15 protein-coding genes and 1 pseudogene are annotated in these 19,879 nt (G+C 74.4%); 8 read left to right on the top strand and 8 right to left on the bottom strand.

Annotation, left to right across the window (positions count from 1 at the left end):
* The first annotated feature begins 34 nt into the window (after positions 1-34).
* Together AB0D08_RS28820 and AB0D08_RS28815 are read left to right on the top strand one after the other, a co-directional pair.
* Positions 35-751: a tetratricopeptide repeat protein gene (locus AB0D08_RS28820; protein WP_359892956.1), complete on the top strand. Its 717-nt coding sequence runs from the start codon at positions 35-37 to the stop codon at positions 749-751.
* 193 nt (positions 752-944) lie between these two features.
* Positions 945-3,611: an MXAN_6230/SCO0854 family RING domain-containing protein gene (locus AB0D08_RS28815; RefSeq protein WP_359892953.1), complete on the top strand. Its 2,667-nt coding sequence runs from the start codon at positions 945-947 to the stop codon at positions 3,609-3,611.
* A gap of 42 nt (positions 3,612-3,653) precedes the next feature.
* Here the strand turns inward: AB0D08_RS28815 and AB0D08_RS28810 are convergent, their stop codons facing one another.
* The gene (locus AB0D08_RS28810; RefSeq protein ID WP_359892950.1) at positions 3,654-4,640 is read right to left on the bottom strand and encodes a WYL domain-containing protein; all 987 of its coding nucleotides are present in this window, start codon (positions 4,638-4,640) and stop codon (positions 3,654-3,656) included.
* Positions 4,641-4,805: 165 nt separating this feature from the next.
* Between AB0D08_RS28810 and AB0D08_RS28805 the strand changes: the two are divergent.
* From AB0D08_RS28805 to AB0D08_RS28795, 3 genes and pseudogenes are all read left to right on the top strand, one after another.
* Positions 4,806-5,906: pseudogene (locus AB0D08_RS28805) on the top strand (winged helix DNA-binding domain-containing protein).
* A gap of 103 nt (positions 5,907-6,009) precedes the next feature.
* A complete protein-coding gene (locus AB0D08_RS28800; RefSeq protein WP_359892948.1) occupies positions 6,010-6,651 on the top strand; it encodes a TMEM175 family protein in 642 nt (213 codons plus the stop codon).
* Between the two features lie 68 nt (positions 6,652-6,719).
* Positions 6,720-7,784, top strand: a complete 1,065-nt coding sequence (locus AB0D08_RS28795; protein ID WP_359892945.1) for a HEAT repeat domain-containing protein — start codon at positions 6,720-6,722, stop codon at positions 7,782-7,784.
* Positions 7,785-7,796: 12 nt separating this feature from the next.
* Here the strand turns inward: AB0D08_RS28795 and AB0D08_RS28790 are convergent, their stop codons facing one another.
* The 6 genes from AB0D08_RS28790 to AB0D08_RS28765 form a co-directional block, all read right to left on the bottom strand.
* Complete coding sequence (locus AB0D08_RS28790) at positions 7,797-9,053, bottom strand: AMP-binding protein (RefSeq protein WP_033821884.1); 1,257 nt, start codon at positions 9,051-9,053, stop codon at positions 7,797-7,799.
* A 9-nt stretch (positions 9,054-9,062) separates the two neighbouring features.
* Positions 9,063-9,965 (bottom strand): SDR family NAD(P)-dependent oxidoreductase, encoded by a 903-nt coding sequence (locus tag AB0D08_RS28785; RefSeq protein ID WP_051813016.1) that lies wholly within the window; start codon positions 9,963-9,965, stop codon positions 9,063-9,065.
* On the bottom strand, positions 9,962-11,275 hold the full coding sequence (locus AB0D08_RS28780) for an MFS transporter (protein WP_033821885.1): 1,314 nt from the start codon (positions 11,273-11,275) through the stop codon (positions 9,962-9,964). Before AB0D08_RS28780 ends, AB0D08_RS28785 begins: the two co-directional genes overlap by 4 nt.
* A complete protein-coding gene (locus tag AB0D08_RS28775) occupies positions 11,272-12,498 on the bottom strand; it encodes an AMP-binding protein (protein WP_051813018.1) in 1,227 nt (408 codons plus the stop codon). The genes AB0D08_RS28780 and AB0D08_RS28775 overlap by 4 nt, the downstream gene beginning before the upstream one ends.
* Entirely contained in the window at positions 12,495-13,559 is a 1,065-nt protein-coding gene (locus AB0D08_RS28770) for a hypothetical protein (protein ID WP_199520386.1), read from the bottom strand. The genes AB0D08_RS28775 and AB0D08_RS28770 overlap by 4 nt, the downstream gene beginning before the upstream one ends.
* Positions 13,560-14,352: 793 nt before the next feature.
* Positions 14,353-15,360 (bottom strand): YdcF family protein, encoded by a 1,008-nt coding sequence (locus AB0D08_RS28765; protein WP_033821887.1) that lies wholly within the window; start codon positions 15,358-15,360, stop codon positions 14,353-14,355.
* A gap of 239 nt (positions 15,361-15,599) precedes the next feature.
* Here AB0D08_RS28765 and AB0D08_RS28760 point away from each other — a divergent pair, with 239 nt between their 5' ends.
* Both AB0D08_RS28760 and AB0D08_RS28755 read left to right on the top strand, forming a co-directional pair.
* Positions 15,600-17,318: an RICIN domain-containing protein gene (locus tag AB0D08_RS28760; protein ID WP_359892940.1), complete on the top strand. Its 1,719-nt coding sequence runs from the start codon at positions 15,600-15,602 to the stop codon at positions 17,316-17,318.
* 133 nt (positions 17,319-17,451) lie between these two features.
* Positions 17,452-17,904 carry a DUF2871 domain-containing protein gene (locus AB0D08_RS28755; protein ID WP_033821889.1) on the top strand — a complete coding sequence of 151 codons (453 nt, stop codon included), beginning with the start codon at positions 17,452-17,454 and terminating at the stop codon, positions 17,902-17,904.
* A gap of 83 nt (positions 17,905-17,987) precedes the next feature.
* On the opposite strand, the gene AB0D08_RS28750 is transcribed toward AB0D08_RS28755, so the two are convergent.
* A complete protein-coding gene (locus AB0D08_RS28750) occupies positions 17,988-18,713 on the bottom strand; it encodes a YoaK family protein (protein ID WP_063794412.1) in 726 nt (241 codons plus the stop codon).
* A gap of 362 nt (positions 18,714-19,075) precedes the next feature.
* Here AB0D08_RS28750 and AB0D08_RS28745 point away from each other — a divergent pair.
* Positions 19,076-19,879: hypothetical protein (locus tag AB0D08_RS28745; protein WP_359892936.1), on the top strand; the 804-nt coding region annotated here is incomplete at its 3' end.

The raw sequence follows: 19,879 nt of genomic DNA, 5'->3' as shown, positions 1-19,879 counted from the left end.
GGGTGAGCGGCGCCCGGCCCGGGGAGGAACTGCAGTGGTGCTCTGGCAGGGGATCAACTTCACCGCGGACGGCCACGAACCCACCACCGCCGAGGAGTACTACCGGATCGCGCTGCACTGCTGGAACAGCGACCCGCACCGCCCCGCGACCACCTTCTTCCTGGAGACCGCCGCGGCCACCGGCCACCCAGCCGCCGTCGAACTCCTCGGCCACGTCCGCTACGTCCAGGGACAGTACGCGGACGCCGTGCCCTGGCTGCGGCAGAGCCCCGGATCCCCCCGGGCCGCCTACTACCTGGCGACCCTCTCCCACCACGGCTGCCCGCCGGCCGGCGTCGCCCCCTCGCTCGACGACGCCGCCCACTGGTACCGCGCCGCCGCGTCCCTGGGCGAACCCGAAGCCATGCTCGCCCTCGCCGACCTCTACCTCGAGCGCCAGCTGCCCGTCACCCGCACACCCGCGGACCACGCCCTGGAGCTGCTGCTGACGGCCGCCGACGGCGGGCACCCGTACGCCCAGTACCGGGCGGCCGAGCTCTACCGCACCCTGTACGGCGACACCGGGCGCGCCGCCGCCCTGTACCGCGCCTGCCTGGACAACCCCATGACACCGCGCCACGCACTCGCCACCCTGATGACCCTGCAGAGCCAGGCACACCTGCGGGAGATCACCGCGAACCAGGCCTACCAGCAGCGACAGCAGCGCGGCGACGCACTCAACCCCCCGCACCGCCGCGACGACTTCTACTGAGCACACGACCCCGGCACGGGACTCCGGCCCGACCGCCGGTAAATCGGTGGGCGGCCGCGGCCCGCCCCGCTATGGTTCTGCCTGCGGGCGGCTCCGCGGCGTGCTTCCTTCTCCTCACACCCTGACACAGAACAGCGCGCCCCCTCTCCGCCCGCCTCTCCTCTTCTCTCATCCTCTCGGGGGATCCTTCCGTATGACCCGAGTCGCCGCGTCGGTCACCGACGCCGACCTGGACACCTTCCTGCTCCGCCGTCGTGGCGTGGTCTGCGTCCCGACCGCCGGCCTGCTCCCCGCCGCCCACCCGTGGAACGCCGACGGCCTGGTCGCCCTCGATGCCGACCTGGTCCAGCGCGGCTATCTGCTCACCGCCCAACTCCGCTCCACACTGGGCCGGTTGACGCCGACCGTGCTGGCGCAGACCGGCGGGGCACTGCTGGCGGCCATCGACCGGCTGCTGGGCGCCGACCGCCGGCACCTGACACTGTTCCACCGCTTCCCCGACGCGGTCCCGGGCCACGCACACCTGCTGTACTCCCGGACGATGCGGGCCTTCCTGCTCAACCAGCCCCGCCAGCCGTGCGCCCACTGCGGCCGGACCGGCGCCGAGGCCGGCATCGGCGCCCTCGCACCCTGCGCCCACCTGCTGTGCACCGGCTGCCACCGGGGCCTGACCGCCGAAGGCCGGGGCGGACAGTGCCCCCTGTGCGGCACCCCGTTGGAGGACGGCACGTACCTGGGCGAGGACACCCGGACCGGCCGGATGGCCGCCGAGGACTTCGGTGGTGAACAGACGCTGCGCCCGCTGCGCCTCGCCGAGGGCGACACCCTCACCGTCGCCACGGTTGAACTGCACCGCCTGCTCGCCCGCCGCACCCCGCTGACCCCGCAGGACCGCGAGGACCTGGAGACGCTCCTCGCCCTCGCCCCCGCGGACCTCCCGGACCGCCTCCCCGAACGGATCCCCGTCCGCGAGACCAAGGCCGTCGTGCTCGCCGCGCTGCTGCGCCGCGACCCCGCCTCGGCCCTGCCCGTCCTCGCGGAGCGGATCGACACCGCGACCGATGTGCTGCGGCTGCTCTGGGCCCGGTCCGGCGCCGAACCGGACCTGCTCCCCGCGACCGCCCGCCGCCTGCGGCTGCGCAACCTGCCGCGCGCTCTGCGCCGCGACCTGCTGGCGATCCTCGACGCCCTGCCGCTCGCCGCGCTCTGCGAAGACCTCCGCCGCCACCGGTCCGCCTGGCTGCGGGCGGGCGAACTGCTCCACCCGTACGAGTACCGCACCCGCTTCCCCGCCGTCGCCACGGCGTTCGCCCTGCTGCGGGAGACGGACCTGCGCGCACACCCGGTCGGCCGGGAGCTCGCCGAGCAGCCCGCCCCACTGCGCGTGGTGGAGTCCGGTGGCCGCACCAGGCTGGGATTCACCGGCTTCGCGGGGCTCGTCGAGGGCCGGCTCGCCGCCGGCGACGTGCCCGGCGCCCTGCGGGCGCTCGCCCGCCGCCCCGGCGAACTCGCCCGCCGGCTGCACCACGTACTGCGCGTCCAGGCCGCCACCGCACCCGGCGACCCACTGCCCGACGACGCCCTGCACGTCATCGCCGAGGCGCTGCGCCGGGTCGCACCGGGCCCGCTGCTCGGCGCGTACGGGCGGCTGCGCGGCGCGCGGGAGTACGGCGAGCGACGCCTGTACTTCCCCCGCGGCGCGGTCTCGCTGGCCCACGCCCGGGAGGATCACGGCACCCTCGTGCCGGACGAACTGAGCCGACCGGTCTGCGAGTTGATCGACTCGGAGCTGCTGCGGCGGTGCGCGGGGGAGCGGTACGACCTGGCGCTGCTCGACGAGGGACTGGCCGACCTGGTGGCCCCGTTCGCCGAGCGGGCCGCCGCGAGGACGCTGGTCTGCGTACCGCGCGGCAGCCGGCTGCCGCTGCCGGCGGGCGAACGCCTGCGGCTCTTCCTGCACTGGATGCAGCCGGACCACCTGCGGGTCGACCTCGACCTGTCGGTCGCCCTGTACGACGCCGACTGGCGGTTCACCGGGATGTGCGACTTCACCGAACTGGTGCACGGCGACCGGGCCGCCGTCCACTCCGGCGACCTCGTCTCGGCCCCCGCGCCGGACGGCGCCACGGAGTTCGTCGACCTGGACCTCGCCCGGCTCGCGGCGGGCGGCGCCCGGTACGCCGTCATGATCGTGTTCAGCTACAACGACGTCTCCTTCGAACAGCTCACCGACGCCTTCGCGGGCTTCATCCAGCTCGACGCCGCCGACCGCGCCGCCGGACACTACGACCCCAAGGCCGTACGCCAGCGGCTCGACCTGGCGGGTGACGCCAAGGTGTGCGTCCCGATGATCGTCGACCTCGCCGACCGCCGCTACACCTGGACCGACCTCAACACCGGCGCCGACGGCGGCTTCCACAGCGTCCGGCGGCACCACGAGGAGGTCGGCCGGCTCGCCCGCGACGTCCTCGCCCACTTCGCCCCGGAGCAGCGCGCCACCCTCTGGGACCTGGCCGGCGCGATGGCCGCCGCCACCACCGACGAAGTCGTGGTCCGCGGACGCGACGGCGGCGCCGCACGGACCTGGCGGCGCGCGGAGCACGAGCCGGTCGAGGCCTTCGCGGCCCGGCTGCGCACCTGGCGGCAGCCGGATGGGCCGGGCCCGTCCGGACCGGAACTCACCGCACGCCTGGCCGGCCGACGAGCGCTGGTCGCCCTCGTCGACGCGGACCTGCCCGCGCCCGAGAAGCTGTCCGGCACGGTGTACCGCCTCCACCCCGGACCGTTCGACGCGGCGCCCGAAGAACTCGAGCGGCTGACGGCCGGGGACCTGGTCGCCCGCTTCGCGCCGTCACCCTGAGCCCTCACCCCGCCCCCGGCCCCGTACCCCGACCCCGCCCCCTCACCCGACCGGTGACGGCCCCGCCGCCGCGGCCGCGTAGCGGCGGGCCAGCAGCGCGAACGCCCGGCGCAGCTCCGGCGGCCCGACCACCTCGATCTCCGCGTCGAACGCGCCGACGGCCGCCGCCAGACCCGCCCACGACCACGAGCCCAGGGTGAGCCGGCAGCGGTCCGGGCCGAGTTCCTCGACCAGCCCGTCACCGGCGTACCGGGACACCGTGGCCGCCGGCAGGCCGAGCACCACCTCACCGCGGCACGGCAGCGCACCGGAGCCGTCGGCACCCAGGAACCGGCCGGCCACGAACGCGGCCACCTCGCCCCCCGGCACCTCGCGCGGGGTGAAACGCGGCCCGGTCGGGGTGCGCGGCGCCATCCGGTCCGCCCGGAAGGTGCGCCAGTCCCCGCGGTCGAGGTCCCAGGCGACCAGGTACCACCGCCCTCCCCAGGTGACCAGATGGTGCGGCTCCACCCGGCGCGGCGCCCCACCGGAACCGCCCGCCGGGCCGGCGTAGTCGAACCGCAGCACCTCCCGGGCGTGGACGGCGGCGCCCACCGCCGCCAGCACACCGCCGTCGACCTCCGTCCCCGACCGGCCCCCCGGCCGCTCCACGGCCGTCACCCGGAGCGTGTCGATGCGGTGCCGCAGCCGCGCCGGCATCACCTGCCGCACCGTGTTCAGCGCACGGGCCGCGGCCTCCCCGATCCCCGCGCTGGAGGCGGCGGCGAGCTGCAGCGCCACCGCCAGGGCGACCGCCTGCTCGTCGTCGAACAGCAGCGACGGCAGCTCGGCACCCGCGTCGAGCCGGTACCCGCCCTCCGGACCCTTGGTAGCCGCGATCGGATAGCCGAGCCCGCGCAGCCGGTCCACATCACGCCGCACGGTCCGCGCGCTGACCTCCAACCGCTCCGCCAGCAACGCCCCCGGCCAGTCCCGGCGCGCCTGGAGCAGGGAGAGCAGGGCGAGCAGTCGCGCTGAGGTCGTCGGCATGGACCCCATCCTGCCCCCGGTAGCGGCCAGAACCTGACCGCTACCCGTGCGAGTGTGGTCCCGTTCCCGTACGAGAGTGACCGGAGAGGCCCCGAGCGCCATGACCGCGAGACAACCGAGGCCGGCACACCGGGCGAACCGACCCGACAGCGGCCGGAGGACCCGATGACCGTCCTCGGCACCCGGGCCCTCAACCGCGCGACGCTCGCCCGGCAACTGCTGCTCGAACCCGCCGACCTGCCGGTCCACGACGCCGTCGCACACCTCGGCGGCCTCCAGGCCCAGGAACCGCAGGAACCGTTCACCGGGCTCTGGTCACGGCTGCGCACCTTCGACCCGGCCGCCCTCTCGGAGCTGCTCACCGACCGCCGCGTGGTCCGCACCCACCTGATGCGCCGCACCGTCCACCTGCTCACCGCCGCCGACGCCCTCGCCTGGCGCTCCCGCCACGACGCCATGCTGCGTCAACGGGTCCTCGGCACCTACCGCCGTGAACTCGCCGGGGTCGACCTCGACTAACTCGCCGCCGCGGGCCGGGCCGTCCTCGCCGACGACCGGCCCCGCACGATGACCGAACTCGCCCGGGCCGTCGCCGACCGCTGGCCGGCCCCCGGACCGCGCCCACTCGGCGAAATGCTGGTCGCCGCCCTCGTCCCGATGGCCCAGCTGCCGCCCCGCGGCCTGTGGCGGACCAAGGGCGGAGTACGCAACCTCCCGCTCGCCGCCTGGCTCGGCCGCGAGATCGACCCGCCGTCCCAGGACCCCGCCGACCCCGTCGGCCAGGCCCTCGTCCGCCGCTACCTGGCCGCCTTCGGACCCGCCGCCTCGGCCGACCTGCGCGCCTGGTGCGGCCTGGCCGGACTGCCCGCCGCGGTCGCCGCGATCCGCGGCGACCTGGTCACCTTCCGCGACGAGCGCGGCCGGGAACTGCTCGACCTCCCCGACGCACCGCGCCCCGACCCCGACACCCCCGCCCCCGTACGGTTCCTCCCGGCGTTCGACAACGCGGTCCTCGGCTACCACGACCGCCGCCGGATCATCGACGACGCCCACCGCGGCCTCTCCGTCGCCGGGGAGCGCGTGGTCCTGGTCGACGGCCGGGTCGGCGCCACCTGGACCACCCGGGCAGGCACCGTCACCGTCACCCCGCTGCGCCGCCTCGCCCGGGCCGAACGCACCGCCGTCGCCGAACAGGGCCAGGCCCTGGCGTCGTTCCTGTCCGACGGCGACAGCGACCGGGCCGAGGTCACCGACCCCCCGGACTGAACGCCCCGGGCCCCGGCGGGCGGCTGGCCCGAACGGGCGGCGCGGGCCCGGCGGCCCGGCGTGTCCGCCCGCCGGACCACCCGGCGTCCCTACGCTCGGCGGGATGAGCGGACCCGAGGAGCGAGCGCCCACCGAGACCGGCGGTCCCGCCCTCGACCGACTGCTGGCCCTGTCCGACGGCGTCTTCGCCATCGCCGCCACCCTGCTGGTGCTCGACGTCGCGATCCCGGCCGGCCTCTCCCCGGACGACTACCGGCAGGCCCTGCACGACATCCTCCCGCCGCTGGCGGCGTACGGGCTGAGCTTCCTGGTGATCGTCGAGTTCTGGCGCGGCCACCGGGAGATCTTCGAGTACGTCGGACGCCCCGACACCACCCTGACCAGGCTCGCCCTGCTGGAACTCGGCCTGGTTGCGCTGCTCCCCTTCCCGACCGCCCTGCTGTCCGAGTACGGCGACCAGTGGCAGTCGGTTGCCATCTACTCGGCCGGCGTCGCCGCCGTGGACGTCGTCCAACTCGCCATCGTGCTGCACCTGAAGGCACACCCGGGAATCCTGCGCACCGGGCTGCCCCGCCACGTCGTACGCGCGCTCGTCGTCGAACTCGTGGGAACGATCGTGGTCCTGACCGCCGTCGTCGTCATCTCCTACACCTTCACCTCCGCGACCAAGTGGCCCTGGCTCGCCCTGATCCCGCTGAAGGTCGCGGCCGGCCGCTACGGCCGGCCGGACGAGGAGAAGGGCTGACCGGACGAGCAGGGCTGACCGGCGAAAACCCCGGTGCGCGCCCCGCGACGGTGGGGGAGACTGCACCGATGGACACCACCCCGGCCGCGGAGCCGGTCGCCCGGGCGCTGGCGCTCGCGCACGCCGCCGACCCTTCGGACCCGGACCCGGACCAGGACGCATACCGGTCGCTGCTGCGGCAGGCCGCCGCCGACGGACCCGGATCCCTGACGCTCGGCCGGGAACTGATCCGCTCGCCCGACCCCGTCGACCGGGAGGCGGGCTGCGCCCTGCTCGGCCACGCGGGCGACCGGCACGAGGAGCTCCGCGCCGAGGCGGCGACCGCCCTGATCGGCCTGGCGCGGCGGGAGAGCGGGAGCGGGGTCCTCGCCGCGCTGGCCCGCGCACTCGGCGGGACGGCGGACCGGCGCGCCGTCCCCGTCCTGGTCACCCTGGCCGGTCATCCCGACGCCGGGGTGCGGGAACAGGTCGCCGCCGCCTTCCCCGGGGTCGCCACCGGCCTGCCGGACGGCCCCGACACCGCCGCGCTCATCACACTGACCCGCGACCCGGACCCGCAGGTGCGCAACTGGGCGACCTTCAGCCTCGGCCTCCAGCTCGAGACCGACAGCCCGGCGATCCGGGCCGCCCTGTGGGAACGCACCCGTGACGAGGACCCGGACGCCCGCGAGGAGGGCATCCACGGCCTCGCCCGCAGGCACGACCCGCGCGCCGTTCCGCTCCTGCTGGAACTGCTCGGCCATCCCGACGGCGCCCACACCCTGACCTTCCACGCGGCCGCCGTGCTGGGCGCCCCCGAACTGCTGCCCGCGCTGCAGACGTACGACGCCGACGGCACCGGGGTCGACGACGCAGTGAACGCCTGCGACCCGGTGCGCCGCGCCCGGCTGGACGCCGCCGCCTGGGACCTGCTGTGCACACTCGACCGGCTCCGCCCCGACCTGCGCGCCGCGCTCCGGGCACCGCGCTTCGACCCCGGCCTGGAACTCACCCTCGGGTCCGCCCCCGAAACCCCGACCTACGACCTCGAAGCGCTCCTGCGCCGGGCCGCCGACGACCCCACCCGCGCCGCCGACCTGGTCGCCGCCGACCACCCACCGGACCCGGATCAGCGGAGCAGCTCCGCCAGCTGATCCGGGGCGCCGTCAGGCCGGGGGGCGTTCGTCCAGGACCTGCTGGAGCTTGCCGGTGCGTGGGTTGGTGACCAGCTCCGACCGCGGGACCCACTCGACCTGGAGGTGGTGGATGGCGCCCGACGCCACCTCGGCCGGGTAGAGCGGCCGGGCCGTGTACACCGCCTCGATCAGCCTGCCGCTCAGGTCGGCGGGCGGCTGCTCGGTGTACCCGAGGCGCAGGATCAGGCCGTCGCGGCCGTCCCAGCGCCGCTGCACCATTTGCATCCCGGCGATGAACCGGTCCGGATCGGCCTCGATGAGCACCGTACGGATGTCCTCGGTCGGCATCGCGACGGTGCCGACCCGGGCGCCCTCGACCGAGCGGCCGAGCAGCCGGAAGCGGCGGCACTCGGTGTCGAGCCACTCCGCGCGGTCCCCGGCGGGGTAGCGGATGATCGGCATCAGGGTGCGGAACAGGTTGGTGACCAGGACCCGGCCGGGCACCCCGGGGGTGGTGACGGGCTCACCGGTCACATCGTCGACGATCTCCACCATGGTGCGGTGGGGGAACGCCTCGTGCACCCGGACGTCGTCCCCGGGGACGGGCGCGGCGACCAGCCCCGCGTCCACCGAGGCGTAACCCAGCGACGAGACCGCCGCCTTGGGGAAGGCCCGGGACAGGATCGGCCGCAGGTCGGCGAAGAGCAGGTCGCCGCCGAACAGCAGCAACTCCACCGAGTCGGCGCTCTCACCGCGCCGCACCAGGCACTCCGCCACCGAGCTGAGCTTCATCGGCTCGCCCGCCAGCACGTGGACGCCGAAGCTCGCGATCAGGTCGGCGATGTAGTCGTCGGAGGCGGCGCCGCCGACCGGCAGCCGGACGTTGTCGACCGGCGCGTGGTGCAGCGCGTTCTCGACGTACAGGAACCCGCCGTACAGCTCGCCGGCGCAGAACAGGTTGGCCACCCGGTGGCCCGGCTTCAGCCCGGCCTGGACCAGGCCCGCGCCGAACGCGGTCACCGAGTCGGCGTGTTCGGTGCGCGACCAGGGCGAGAGCTTCGGCGCACCGGTGGTCCCGCCGGTCTTGTAGACGCCCGCGTCGGTCAGCGGCGCGGTCAGGACCTGGTTGTCCGGCCACCGGTTGGCGGCCCAGAACTCGGCCTGGTCGATGATGGGCAGTTCGGTGAGGTGCGAGACGGTCCGGGGTACGTCGCGGTACACCCGGGCGTAGAACGGCGAGTGGGTGCGGGCATGGTCGACCAGCTCCTGAAGCGGTTTCGCGGGCACTGCCTCTCCTTATCTGCCGTCGGTGCCGGGGGAGTCCAGCCGGTCGGGGTCGGGTCGTCCGATCCAGGTACGGGCGAGCGTCTGCACGGCCGAGCCGTCGCGGTCGGCCAGCTTGTGGTCCAGGTACTCGGCCGCCCACCCGTTGGCGGGGACCCGGAAACCGGGCCGCTCCGCGAGCAGGGTCCGCACCACGACCCCGGCGACCTCCGCCGCCGGCTGCCCCGCCGCCTCCCAGCCCTGGCCGCCCACCCAGGCGAGATAGTCGGCGAAGGTGTCGGCGTACGGGCCCGAGGCGGCCTGGATGGTCGCCCGGTTGATGTCGGGGAACACCCCGAACTCGGTGTCCGGTACGAAGCCCGGCACCACCAGCGACACCGTCACGCCGTGCGCCCCGGCGACCGGGGCCAGGCTCTCCATGAACCCCTCGACGGCGAACTTCGCCGCGCAGTAAGCCTCGTTGAACGGCTGGCCGACGACCCCGTGCACACTGCCGATGGTCACCAGCCGTCCCCGGGCGGCCCGCAGCAGCGGCATCGCGGCCCGGCTGACCGCGACCACACCGAAGAAGTTCACCTCCAGGTTGGCGCGCAGCGCCGCCATCGTCGACATCTCCATGGTGGGGTCGGAGTTGGAGACGCCGGCGTTGTTCACCACCGCGTCCAGCCGCCCGTACGCCCGCTCGACGCCCGCCACGCACTCCGTCACCGAGTCGGCGTCCGTGACGTCCAGCCGGCGCACGTCCAGCGTCACGCCCGCCCGGTCGGCGGCGGCGAGCAGCGCGTCCGCCCGGCCCGGATCCCGCACGGTCGCCACCGTGGTGAACCCGGCGCGTGCCGCGCGGACGGCGGTGGCCAGCCCGATGCCGGACGAGGTCCCGGTCACCAGGACCGTCCTGCCGGGGTCAGCCGTCATGACGCGGTCTCCGTCAGGGTCGGCTCGCTGCCCGGCCCGGCGGCGGTGACGTCCGCCCCGGCGGCCCGCTCCCGTCCGGCCGCGTCCAGCAGCGGCTGGAGCCCGGCGGCGGGCAGGAAGGAGAACGCCGCCAGCAGGGTGCCGCCGGCCATCACCACCCGCGCCGCGTCCAGCACCCCGAGCGGCCCGGTCAGCAGGGCCACCCCCACACCGCCGACCAGCGCCGCCAGCGGGATCACCCCCCAGGTCACGGTCCGGAACGCCGCGTGCATCACCCCCTGGTGGCGGGCCGACATCCGGGACTGCCGGATCGGCGCGCTGCACACATTGATGCAGGACATGAAGAAGCCGTAGCAGCCCATCGTCACCGCGATCACCGGCCCGGCGGGCAGCGCGGGCGCCGCCAGCACGCCGAGCCCGACCAGGCAGTGCAGCAGCAGCGCCCAGGCCATGGTCCGCCCGGTGCCCAGGCGCCCGCTGATCCGCGGCGCGACCAGCGCGCCGACCAGGGCGCCCGCCGCCGCCACCGACATGGCCGCACCGAACACCCCCGCCGACACCCCGAGGCCCCTGTACGCGAGGATCGGCAGCACCGTGACGAAGACCGGACCGCCGGAGTTGAGCGTCACCGCGGCCACCACCACCCGCCGCAGCACCGGATCGGCCCAGTTCAGCCGGAAACCCGCGGTCAGCCGCTCCCACACCGTGCCCTCGACGACCGTCCGCTCGCCCCAAGGCCGCATGGAGCGGAAGCACACCGCCGAGACCAGGTAGCTGGCCGCGTCCACCAGCAGCGCCGCCGCGCCGAGCACGCTGTAGAGGGCGGCCGCGATCGACGGCCCGGCCACCTCCGACACCGAGCCGCTGCCCTCCAACCGCGAGTAGGCGCTGACCAGTTGGTCCTCCTCCACCACGGCGGGGACGGCGACCAGATACCCGACGTTGAAGAAGATGGTGGCGCCGCTGATCACCGCCACGCAGCCGAACAGCAGCGGCGTGGAGAGCGCGTCCTGCCAGTACGCCAGCGGGATCAGCGCCACCGCCGCCAGCCGCACCAGGTCGCAGGTCAGCATCGTGCGCCGCTTGTCCCAGCGGTCGACCAGCACCCCGGCGACCGGGCCGAGCAGCGGAATGCCCAGGTACTGCGCCATCGCCACCACGCCGACCTGGAGGGCGCTGGCGTGCAGGGCGAAGATCATCAGGGTCGGCACCACGAACACGGTGACCCGGTCGCCGACCGTACTCACCGTCTGGCCCGCCCAGAACAGGTTGAACCCGCGGCCCAGGGAGGCCGGCCGGCGCAGCTTCACGACCCCTCCCTGACCACGAAGTCGGCCGTCTTCCCGGTCCGGTCGTTGCTGACCAGCGCGTCCACCGCGAGCACCCGGAAGGACTCCGGGTCGTGCAGGAAGGCGGTACTGAGGGTGAACGTCGCGGACAGCAGCTCCCGGCGCAGACCGTCGAGGTCCACCGCCGCACCCTGGCCGGTGAGCAGCAGGACGTCCACACCGCTCGCCCGCCCCTTGGCCTCGGTGATCAGGACCTGCGCCCGGGACACCCCGGGCTCCCGCTCCACCCGCGCGATGAGCTCGTTCACGTGCAGCCCGAGACCGCGGACCTGCACCACACTGTCGCGCCGCCCGAGCACCCGCATCGCGGCACCCGCCCGGCCGCACGGACAGGACGTCAACTCGCCCGCGTCGCCGGTCCGGTAACGCAGCACAGGGTTGAGCATGTCGGGGTTGAGCGTGGTGAAGTCCAGCAGGTCGCCCTCGCCGACGTGCACCAGCTGCTCGGGCAGCGGGTGGAAGGTGTCGGCCGGGCAGTCGGGCGTGTTGGTGCCGACCACCCAGGTCTCGGTGGAGCCGAACATGCCCCAGCGGCGCGCGTGCGGCGCGACCACCGCCATGTCCTGCTCCAGCTGCGGCTGCCACGCCTCGCCGAGCCACAGCACCTTGCGCAGCGCGGGCAGTTCCAGCCCGGCGGCCCGCGCCCGGGCGAACCACAGCCGCAGCACGCTGGGCGTCCCGCCGATCGCGGTCACCGAGCGGGCGGCGAAGAACGCCAGCCAGTCCTCGTACTCGTCGGCGGTGACCGAGCCCAGCGCGATGACCTGGCAGCCGGACCGGTCGGCCAGTCCCGCCGCCAGGAAGTGCGCGCCCCACATCCGGCCCGCGCCCCAGGCGTTGACGAACACGTCCGTGCGCTCCAGCGGCTGCCAGTGCGCGTACACCCCGGCCATGTAGAACCCGGTCGGCGCGTAGCCGACCTTCGGCGCGCCGGTGCTGCCGCCGCTCTGGAACAGCCAGGTGGCACCGGTCGCGGCCCGGGGTTCCAGGTGCGCCAGCGCGACGTTGAGGTCGTCCTTGGCCAGCGGCGGGAGCGCCGCGAGCCCGTCGAGCGTCAGCGGCCCGTCCAGGCCTTCGTAGCGCTGCGCCAACTCCGGTACGGTCCTCAGCAGTTCGAGGTTGCGCCGGGCGACGCCCAGCTGCGGTCCGGCCGCCTGCGGCGGCAGCGAGAACTGGTCCGTCATCTCGACTCCGTTCCTGGGGTGAGGGTGGCCGCGGTGCCGGCCGAGCCGTTGGCCAGCCACTTCGCGTGGGCGTCCCGGTAGGCGGCGAACCGCGCCCGGGTGATGTCGCGCTGCAGGGTACGGCCGGGGTCGTCGTAGTCCGGGGCGATCACCCCGTCCGGCTCCAGCTCGGAGAACCAGTACCGCTCGCCGTCGAACAGGAAGTCGACGCAGAAGAACGGGATCGGCAGTCGCTCGGCGAAGTACGCCGTCGCCGCGGCCAGTTCCGCCGGCACCGGCGGGAACTCCATGATCCCGCCACGGCTGGCGTTGGCCACCGGCGAGCCTGGCAGCGGGATCCGCTTCATCACCGCGTACGGCTTGCCGTCCACCACGTACACCCGGTAGTCGACCGTGCCGTCCCCCAGGTACGGCTGGACCACCAGCGTGGTGTCGCCGCCCTGCGCCAGACTGGCCAGCCCCCGGATGTCCTCCCGGCTGCGCGCCAGGTTGATCCCGCCGCCACCGCACCACCCCGACGGCTTCACGATCGCCGGGTACGTCATGTTCGCCAGCGCCGCCTCGTACAGGTGCTTGCCGACGTCGCGGCCGGTGCCGATCCGGACCGTGGGGATCGGCGGCACCGGGGAGCCGGCCAGGGCCAGCATGGTGGCCAGCTTGTCGTTGCCGACCAGCGAGACCTGTGGGGGGAACGGCAGGTAGAAACCGGCCTGTTCGAGCACGGCGTACAGCTCGTACTGGTTGAAGATGTCCATCGCCTGGTACGGCAGCGAGTACAGCGCCGTGACGAACAGCGTGTCGTCCGGGGAGACCTGCTCGCCGTCCACGTAGACCCGCGGGCGGGCAGGGTCCGTGGCATCCACCGTGACCGCGTCGGGCGCGTGCCGGGTCCAGGACATCCCCGACTCCTCGGCGACCTCCGCGTACAGGTCCCAGAAGAAGTCCTGCCACATCGCCGTCGCCCGGGTCGACTCCCGGTCGGGGAAGATCCAGCACATCCGGCGCAGCGGGCCGGGCCGCTGCGCCGGACCGGCGGGTTCACGCATCGTGGGTATGCTCATTGCGATCCTCACAGAGAAGCGGTCGACGGCCGGTCGGCGAGCCCGACGCCCGGTCCACGGAACTCCGCGACGACCACCCCCCGGCCGGTCGCGCGACAACACCGGCCCTACGGACCGACCCGCCGGGTGAGACCACGGGCGCGCGGCGGCCCGGCACAGGGCCGGCGCGTCACATCGGTGTCGGGGCTCATCCGGGTTCGGTTCTCCACCAGGGCTCGGGTGCGGCGCCGGACCGCTGACCGGCAGTGACGCACCGGCACGCTCCGGACGAGGAGAACTCTCGCAACGCCGGTGAGCCATGTCAATGGTTCGGAATCCGTAATGACTCTTCGTCAAATGACCGCACACGGAACCCAATCGGTGCACTTCTTGACCTGATCCGAAAGGGTGGACCGGGCCGCCCGACGACGGCATGATCGACCGGATGACGAGCGACGCCGCACGCGGCACACCCCACCTCGCCGACCCCGCGCCCGGCGCCAGGACCGCCGGATCCGGATCGACGCCGATCACCCGCGCCCCCGGCTCGACCCGGTGGAGCAGCAGCGCCTGCGAACCCGTGCCGCAGCCCACGTCGACGATCACGTCCCCGGGCCGGGGAGCCACCTGCATCGTCAGCAGGCCGCGCCACGGACGTTCGCTCAGCAGGGCTGGCACGGGGTCGTAGCGGCAGGTGGGCGCGAAGCGGCCCGGCGCGGGAGTGGAGGCTCGTTCCGTCGTGCCCGAAGTCCCGGCCGGTCCCCACCCGCCGGTCGTGAACGAACCGCTCGCCCGTCGGGGGCCGGCCCCGGCGTCAGGCGATCCGGCCGACCACGGCGCCGACCACGCCGAGCACGGCCACCGCCGCCGCGTTGGCGGTCGGGTAGAGGGCGAGGACGGCGACGAACTCACGGATGATGGCGCTCGGCCAGTAGTACGGCGCGGTGTGCGCCCCGAGCACCTGGCCGGGCAGGCCGGCCCGCCGCGCCAGCACGGCGGAGCGCAGCACGTGGAAGGTGCTGGTGACCACCACGCAGCGGTAGCCGGGACCGTGCTGCCGCTCCATCACCACGCGGCTGAACCGGAGGTTCTCCTCCGTGCTGACCGACCGGTCCTCCTGGGCGATCCGGCCCTCCGGGCACCCCAGCGCGGTCAGGTGGTCGGCCATCGCCTGCGACTCCGGCACCCGCTCGTCGTCACCCTTGCCACCGGAGACCAGCACGGCCGGCGGCCGGCCCCGGGCCGCCTGCACCTGGTACAGCCCCCAGGCCCGCTCCAGCCGTCCCGCCAGCAGCGGCGGTACCTGGTCCCCGTCGGTCAGCCCGGCGCCCAGGACGACCACGAAGTCGACGTCCCGGCGGGTGGTGAGGCGCCCGTACAGGAAGGCGTAGCCGAGGAAGCAGACGAACAGGAACCCGAAGTACCCGGCGACCAGCAGGGTGCCGCCCGCGACGGCGCGCAGCGCCGGGGAGTCGATGTGCACGGCGGCGAGCAGCAGGGCGAGCAGCGCGAGCAGGGTCAGGCCGAGCAGCAGCGGCAGCAGGTTGGCGAGCCGGCCGCCCTCGGTCCGGAGCATGGTGACGCCGTTGGCGAGCAGGAAGAGCGCCACCGCGAGCAGGCCGAGCCCCGCCGCTGCCGGGATCGCCGCCGAGGCGCTGTCCACCACGACGGCCGGGAGCCGGGCCAGTTCGCCCAGTACCCCCGCGGCCAGGAAGAGCACGGACAGCCCGAGCAGGACGGCGTTGCCGAACCGCCGCCGGTCGCGGCGCACCCCGACGGCGAAGACCACGAGGAACGCGACGGCCAGAGCGTAGGCGGGCATGCGCGCATCCTAGGCAGGTACGCGCGCCGCCGGCCGGTGCCGCGCCTCGGGTGGTCGGTCGCGTGTGCGTCGCAGGCGGCCGTCCACCACTCGGACAGGTCCGGGCTTTCCGTTATCCCGGCCGGCCCGGTGGATCTCCTTGGGTGACAGACGGTCACCGTGCCGGCCGCCGCGACGCGGCCGGTCCGCGGGCCGGTGCGCGATCCGAGCAGCTCGGACGAGTTCCTGGAGGGACAACGGTGGCACAGCCAGCCACGGCCACGCTCACGGATGCCGATCTCGCCGCCGGCATCCGGGCCGGCGGGGAACGGTACCTGCCGGCGGCCGAGGAGATCGCCCGCCGGCACTCGGACGCGCTCCTCGCCCGGACCCGGCCGTGGTGCCGTGGCGGCCGCAGCGCCAAGGAGCTCACGGACGAGGCCTTCGCCGAGGTGCTCGCGGCCGTCGCCGCCGGGGGCGGTCCGTCCCACGCCTGGCGGCCCCGGCTGGTGGAGACGGCCCGACGGCAGGCGGCGCAGTGGGCCGACGCCGGGCGGGAGGCCGCCCTGTCGGCCGGGTTCGCGGCCTGGCTGCGGTCGCTGCCGCGGGTGGAACCGGCGTGCTCGGCGGCGGACGCGCTGGCCGCGGCCGAGGAGGCGTCGACGCTGCTGCGGGCGTTCCGGGAGCTGTGGGAGCCGTGGCAGGCCGAGCTGTGGCGGTACCTGGAGCCGGACGCCGAGCGTGAGGGGGACCGGCCGGCGGACGGGCTTGAGGCCGCCCCGGCCCCGGCGCCCGCGCGTGAGGCGCTCTTCGACGCGTACCAGCAGGTGTACGTGTCGCGGGCCTCCTCGCGGACCTGCCGCCAACTGGTCGCCAGGCTGGGCGACGCCGTGCGGCGGGACGTCATCGCCGCGGACGACGGCCTCGCGCGCCACCTGTACGGGTGCGCCGCCTGTGCCGACGCCCGGGCCGAGCTCGCGGCCATCCGCGACTGGGACCGCGACCCGCTCCGGCAGGGGCTGCTGCTGTGCACCGACGGCCCGTCGGCCGGCTCGGAGGCGGGGGCGGTGGCCGTGGTGGGGACCGCGGAGGGGCCGGACGCGACGGTGACCACCGTCCTTCCCCTGCCTGCGGACCTCGCCGGCCCTCCGGCGGCCGTCGCCGCCCGCCGGTCGCCCGTGCCGTCCCGTACGGCGGTCGGTGTCGTCCTCGTGGTGGCCGCGCTCGCGGGGATCGTCGCCGCGTCCACGGCATCGGACGACCTGCCGGACCGGGTGGCCGCCTCTCCCGCTCCGGCCGGGCCCGCTTCGCCCGTCGCACCGGTGAGCCCGTCGGTGTCGACGGTGCCGACCGCCACCCCGTCCCCGAGCACCCCGCCGTCGGCCGACGCCGCCGCCTCGGACGATGCCCCGACCGCGGCGACCGGCCCCGGCCCGACGGCCGCTTCGCGCAGCGCGTCGGCGGGTACGTCGGCGGGGACATCGGCCGGTACGTCGGGTGGGGGCGCACCGTCGCCGGGGCCGCTGCCGGGGGCGTTCCGCCTCATCGACGTAGCGGGCGGCCTCTGCGTGGGCAGCGTGGGCGACACCGCTACGGCGCTCGCCCTGCTGCCCTGCACCGGTGACCGGTCACAGGCCTGGCAGCGTCTGGCCGTGGGCAACGACCTCTACCAACTCCGCAACGCCGAGGATGGGTTGTGCCTCGACGGCACCAGCGGGTCGGGCAATGTGGTGGCGGTGGCGCTGCGGCCCTGCCGGCCGGCCGGGCAGTACCCGGAGCAGCTTTGGCGGTTCGCCGTGGACAGGACGCCGACCACCTTCCGGCTGTGGTTCGCCCCGCAGGTCGCCGGCAGCGACTACGGCTCGCACCTGCTCGGCCCGAAGGAATGGTCGGGGAGTGCGCCGCCGCCGGCCGGATCGCCCATCGTCCACCAGCCCAACTACTACAACGACGACGCCTTCGTCTTCACGACCGGCTGACCGGATTCGTCGACCGCCGTCGTCGACTGCCTTCATTGCTTGCCGTCGTCGCCGGCCTTCGGGGTCGGGCAGCGAGGTGCTTCAATGTCCCCCATCGGATTGACAGTTGATCAGATGAAAGCAGGCAACGGGGATGCGGAAGTCGTACTACGCGGCGCACGTCTACATGATCCTGGGAGTCGTATCGGGGCTGTACTACCGGGAGTTCACCAAGGCCCACGACTTCACCGGCGACACCCAGCTGGCCCTCATGCACACCCACCTGCTCGCGCTCGGGATGCTGGGCTTCCTGATCGTCCTGGCGCTGGACAAGCAGTTCCAGCTCTCCGGCACGAAGCTGTTCACCTCCTTCTTCTGGTTCTACAACGCGGGCATCTCGGTCAGCGTCGCGATGATGTTCGTGCACGGCACCGAGACCGTGCTCGCCGACCCCGTCCCCGAGGCCGTTCCGCTGATCGCCGGCCTGGGGCACATCCTGCTCACCGTCGGGCTGATCCTGCTGTTCGTCCTGCTCGGCAAGCGCCTCAAGGAGCCCGCCACGCCGGCCGCCGCGACCGGGCCGGAGCCCGCGCAGACCCCGGCCTGACCGGACCCGCCCGCCCTGCCGCGCCGCGGCCCGGGCCCCGGCGGGGCCAGGACCGTGCCCGATCCATGGGCGTGGTCGGGCGGTTACGCCGCGGGCGGTGCCTTGGGTGGTGGGGCGGGTGTCCGGGGGAGGCGGCTGTCGGTGGGGTCGAAGGACAGCAGGGCGGCCGACACCAGGAGGGCGGGCAGCACGGGTGCGGCCGGGTGGAGCCAGCGGAAGGCCGCGCCGGCGGCCGCCGCGCCGGTGATGAACTGGCCGACCACGGCGAGGTTGCCCGCCAGGAGGCGCCCCCGGCCGACGAACTCGGCGATGGTCGAGGTGAGCAGGCCGGTCAGGAAGGCGGTCGGGGAGCCGCCGCCTGCGGTGGCGCGGGCGCCGGCGTTCTGGCTGCCCATCGCCGCCGCCGTGAGGACCAGCAGCGTCGTGCGGCGGGCGGCGTCGGGGGCGCCGTCCGAATCCAGCCAGCCCGCAACCACGAGCCAGAGCAGCGCGGTTTCGAGGAGCAGCCCCCGCCTTCCGGAACCGGGGAGGCGGCCCCGGCCGGCGGCCAGCAGGGTGCCCACGGCGGCCCCGAAGACGTAACCCAGCAGCGTCGCGCCGACCGGGCGGGCCGCGCCGAAGTGCGCGGTGCCCACGTATACGCCCAGCAGGGCGGAGTTCGCGGTGACCACGCTGGTGAACACGCCACCCAGGGCGAGGAATCCGAACGCGTTCGCGGCGCCCGCGGCGAGCACCAGCAGGCAGCGCGTCACGGCGGCCCGCCGCCCCGGCGGCAGCCCGCGCGGGCGCGCCTGCTCGGCCGGCGTCATGCCGTTCGAGGGGCGGGATGCGGCGCCGTACCCGGCTGTTCGGGGCCGCTCCCGTCGGCCGTTGCCCCGGCCGGCGGGAACTTCCGTCTCGCAGCCATGGTGTCCGGCCCTCCGTTGTGTCAGGTGACCTACCAGAGATAGCGGGCCGGTCGGAGCGGTGGACGCAGCGCGCCGGTCGGGGCCCGGGAACGCCACTCGTTGAGCCGATCCGTTTCGACCCGGCCGCCGGTGCCGCTCCGGCGTTGTCGAGGATTGATCAAAAGTCTGAGCTTCTCTTGAGGCACGCGACCCTCGCACACTGCTTGACTGATCATCACAAGGCATTCGCACAAGGGGGATTCGTTCACACCATGTCCACGCCCATGACCCGTCGCATCGCCACCACCGTCGTCGCCGGACTGGCCACCGCCGCCCTGCTGGGCACCGGAACCGCCAACGCGTCGATCATCTCGAAGGACGGCCTGCGCATCGGGGCCTACCAGAACAGCCTCAGGAGCAGCACCGAGCCCGGCGCCGCCGAGACGCTCCAGCAGTTCGACGCGCTCTCCCACGACCAGCAGGTCAAGTACCTCGACTACACCGAGGACCCCGACAACCTGAAGGCCCTGCTGGAGGAGGCCGCCGACGCCCCCGCGCCCGGCACCACCGTCCACCAGCTGGTGAACCTCAAGGGCGGCGACGTCCAGATCGAGACCGACAGCGACGCCAAGTTCACGCCGGACCCGGACGCCGGCGACGCGGTCGCGGCCGGCGGCAAGCTGAGCAAGGGATGGTGGGAGACCACCTACACGGTGAAGCAGAAGATCTTCGGTGTCACCGTCACCAAGTTCAGCCTGTGGGTGGACTACTACACCAACGGATCGAAGATCACCAAGGTCGACCACGCCGACTGCGCCAAGCGGAACTTCAACGCCGCGGTCTCCATCAGCCACAGCGTCCCCAAGGCGTCGCTGTACGGCGGCGAGGCCAACGGCGAGGTGATCTGGGAGGGGTCGATCATCTACCGGGGCTTCGGCGTCGAGATCGACAAGCGCCACCACGTCACCGCCAACGCCTACGGCTTCAAGAGCGGACAACCGCCAGGGCTACGCGATCGTGGCCGTGATGGGCCTGTTCTGGGTGGCCTCGGCCGCACTGATCACCTTCGCCGAGTCCCAGCACTCCGG

The organism is Kitasatospora sp. NPDC048540 (assembly GCF_040651175.1).
In the GTDB taxonomy this organism is placed as follows: Bacteria; Actinomycetota; Actinomycetes; order Streptomycetales; family Streptomycetaceae; genus Kitasatospora.
This window is presented reverse-complemented; position numbering and strand designations above follow the sequence as displayed.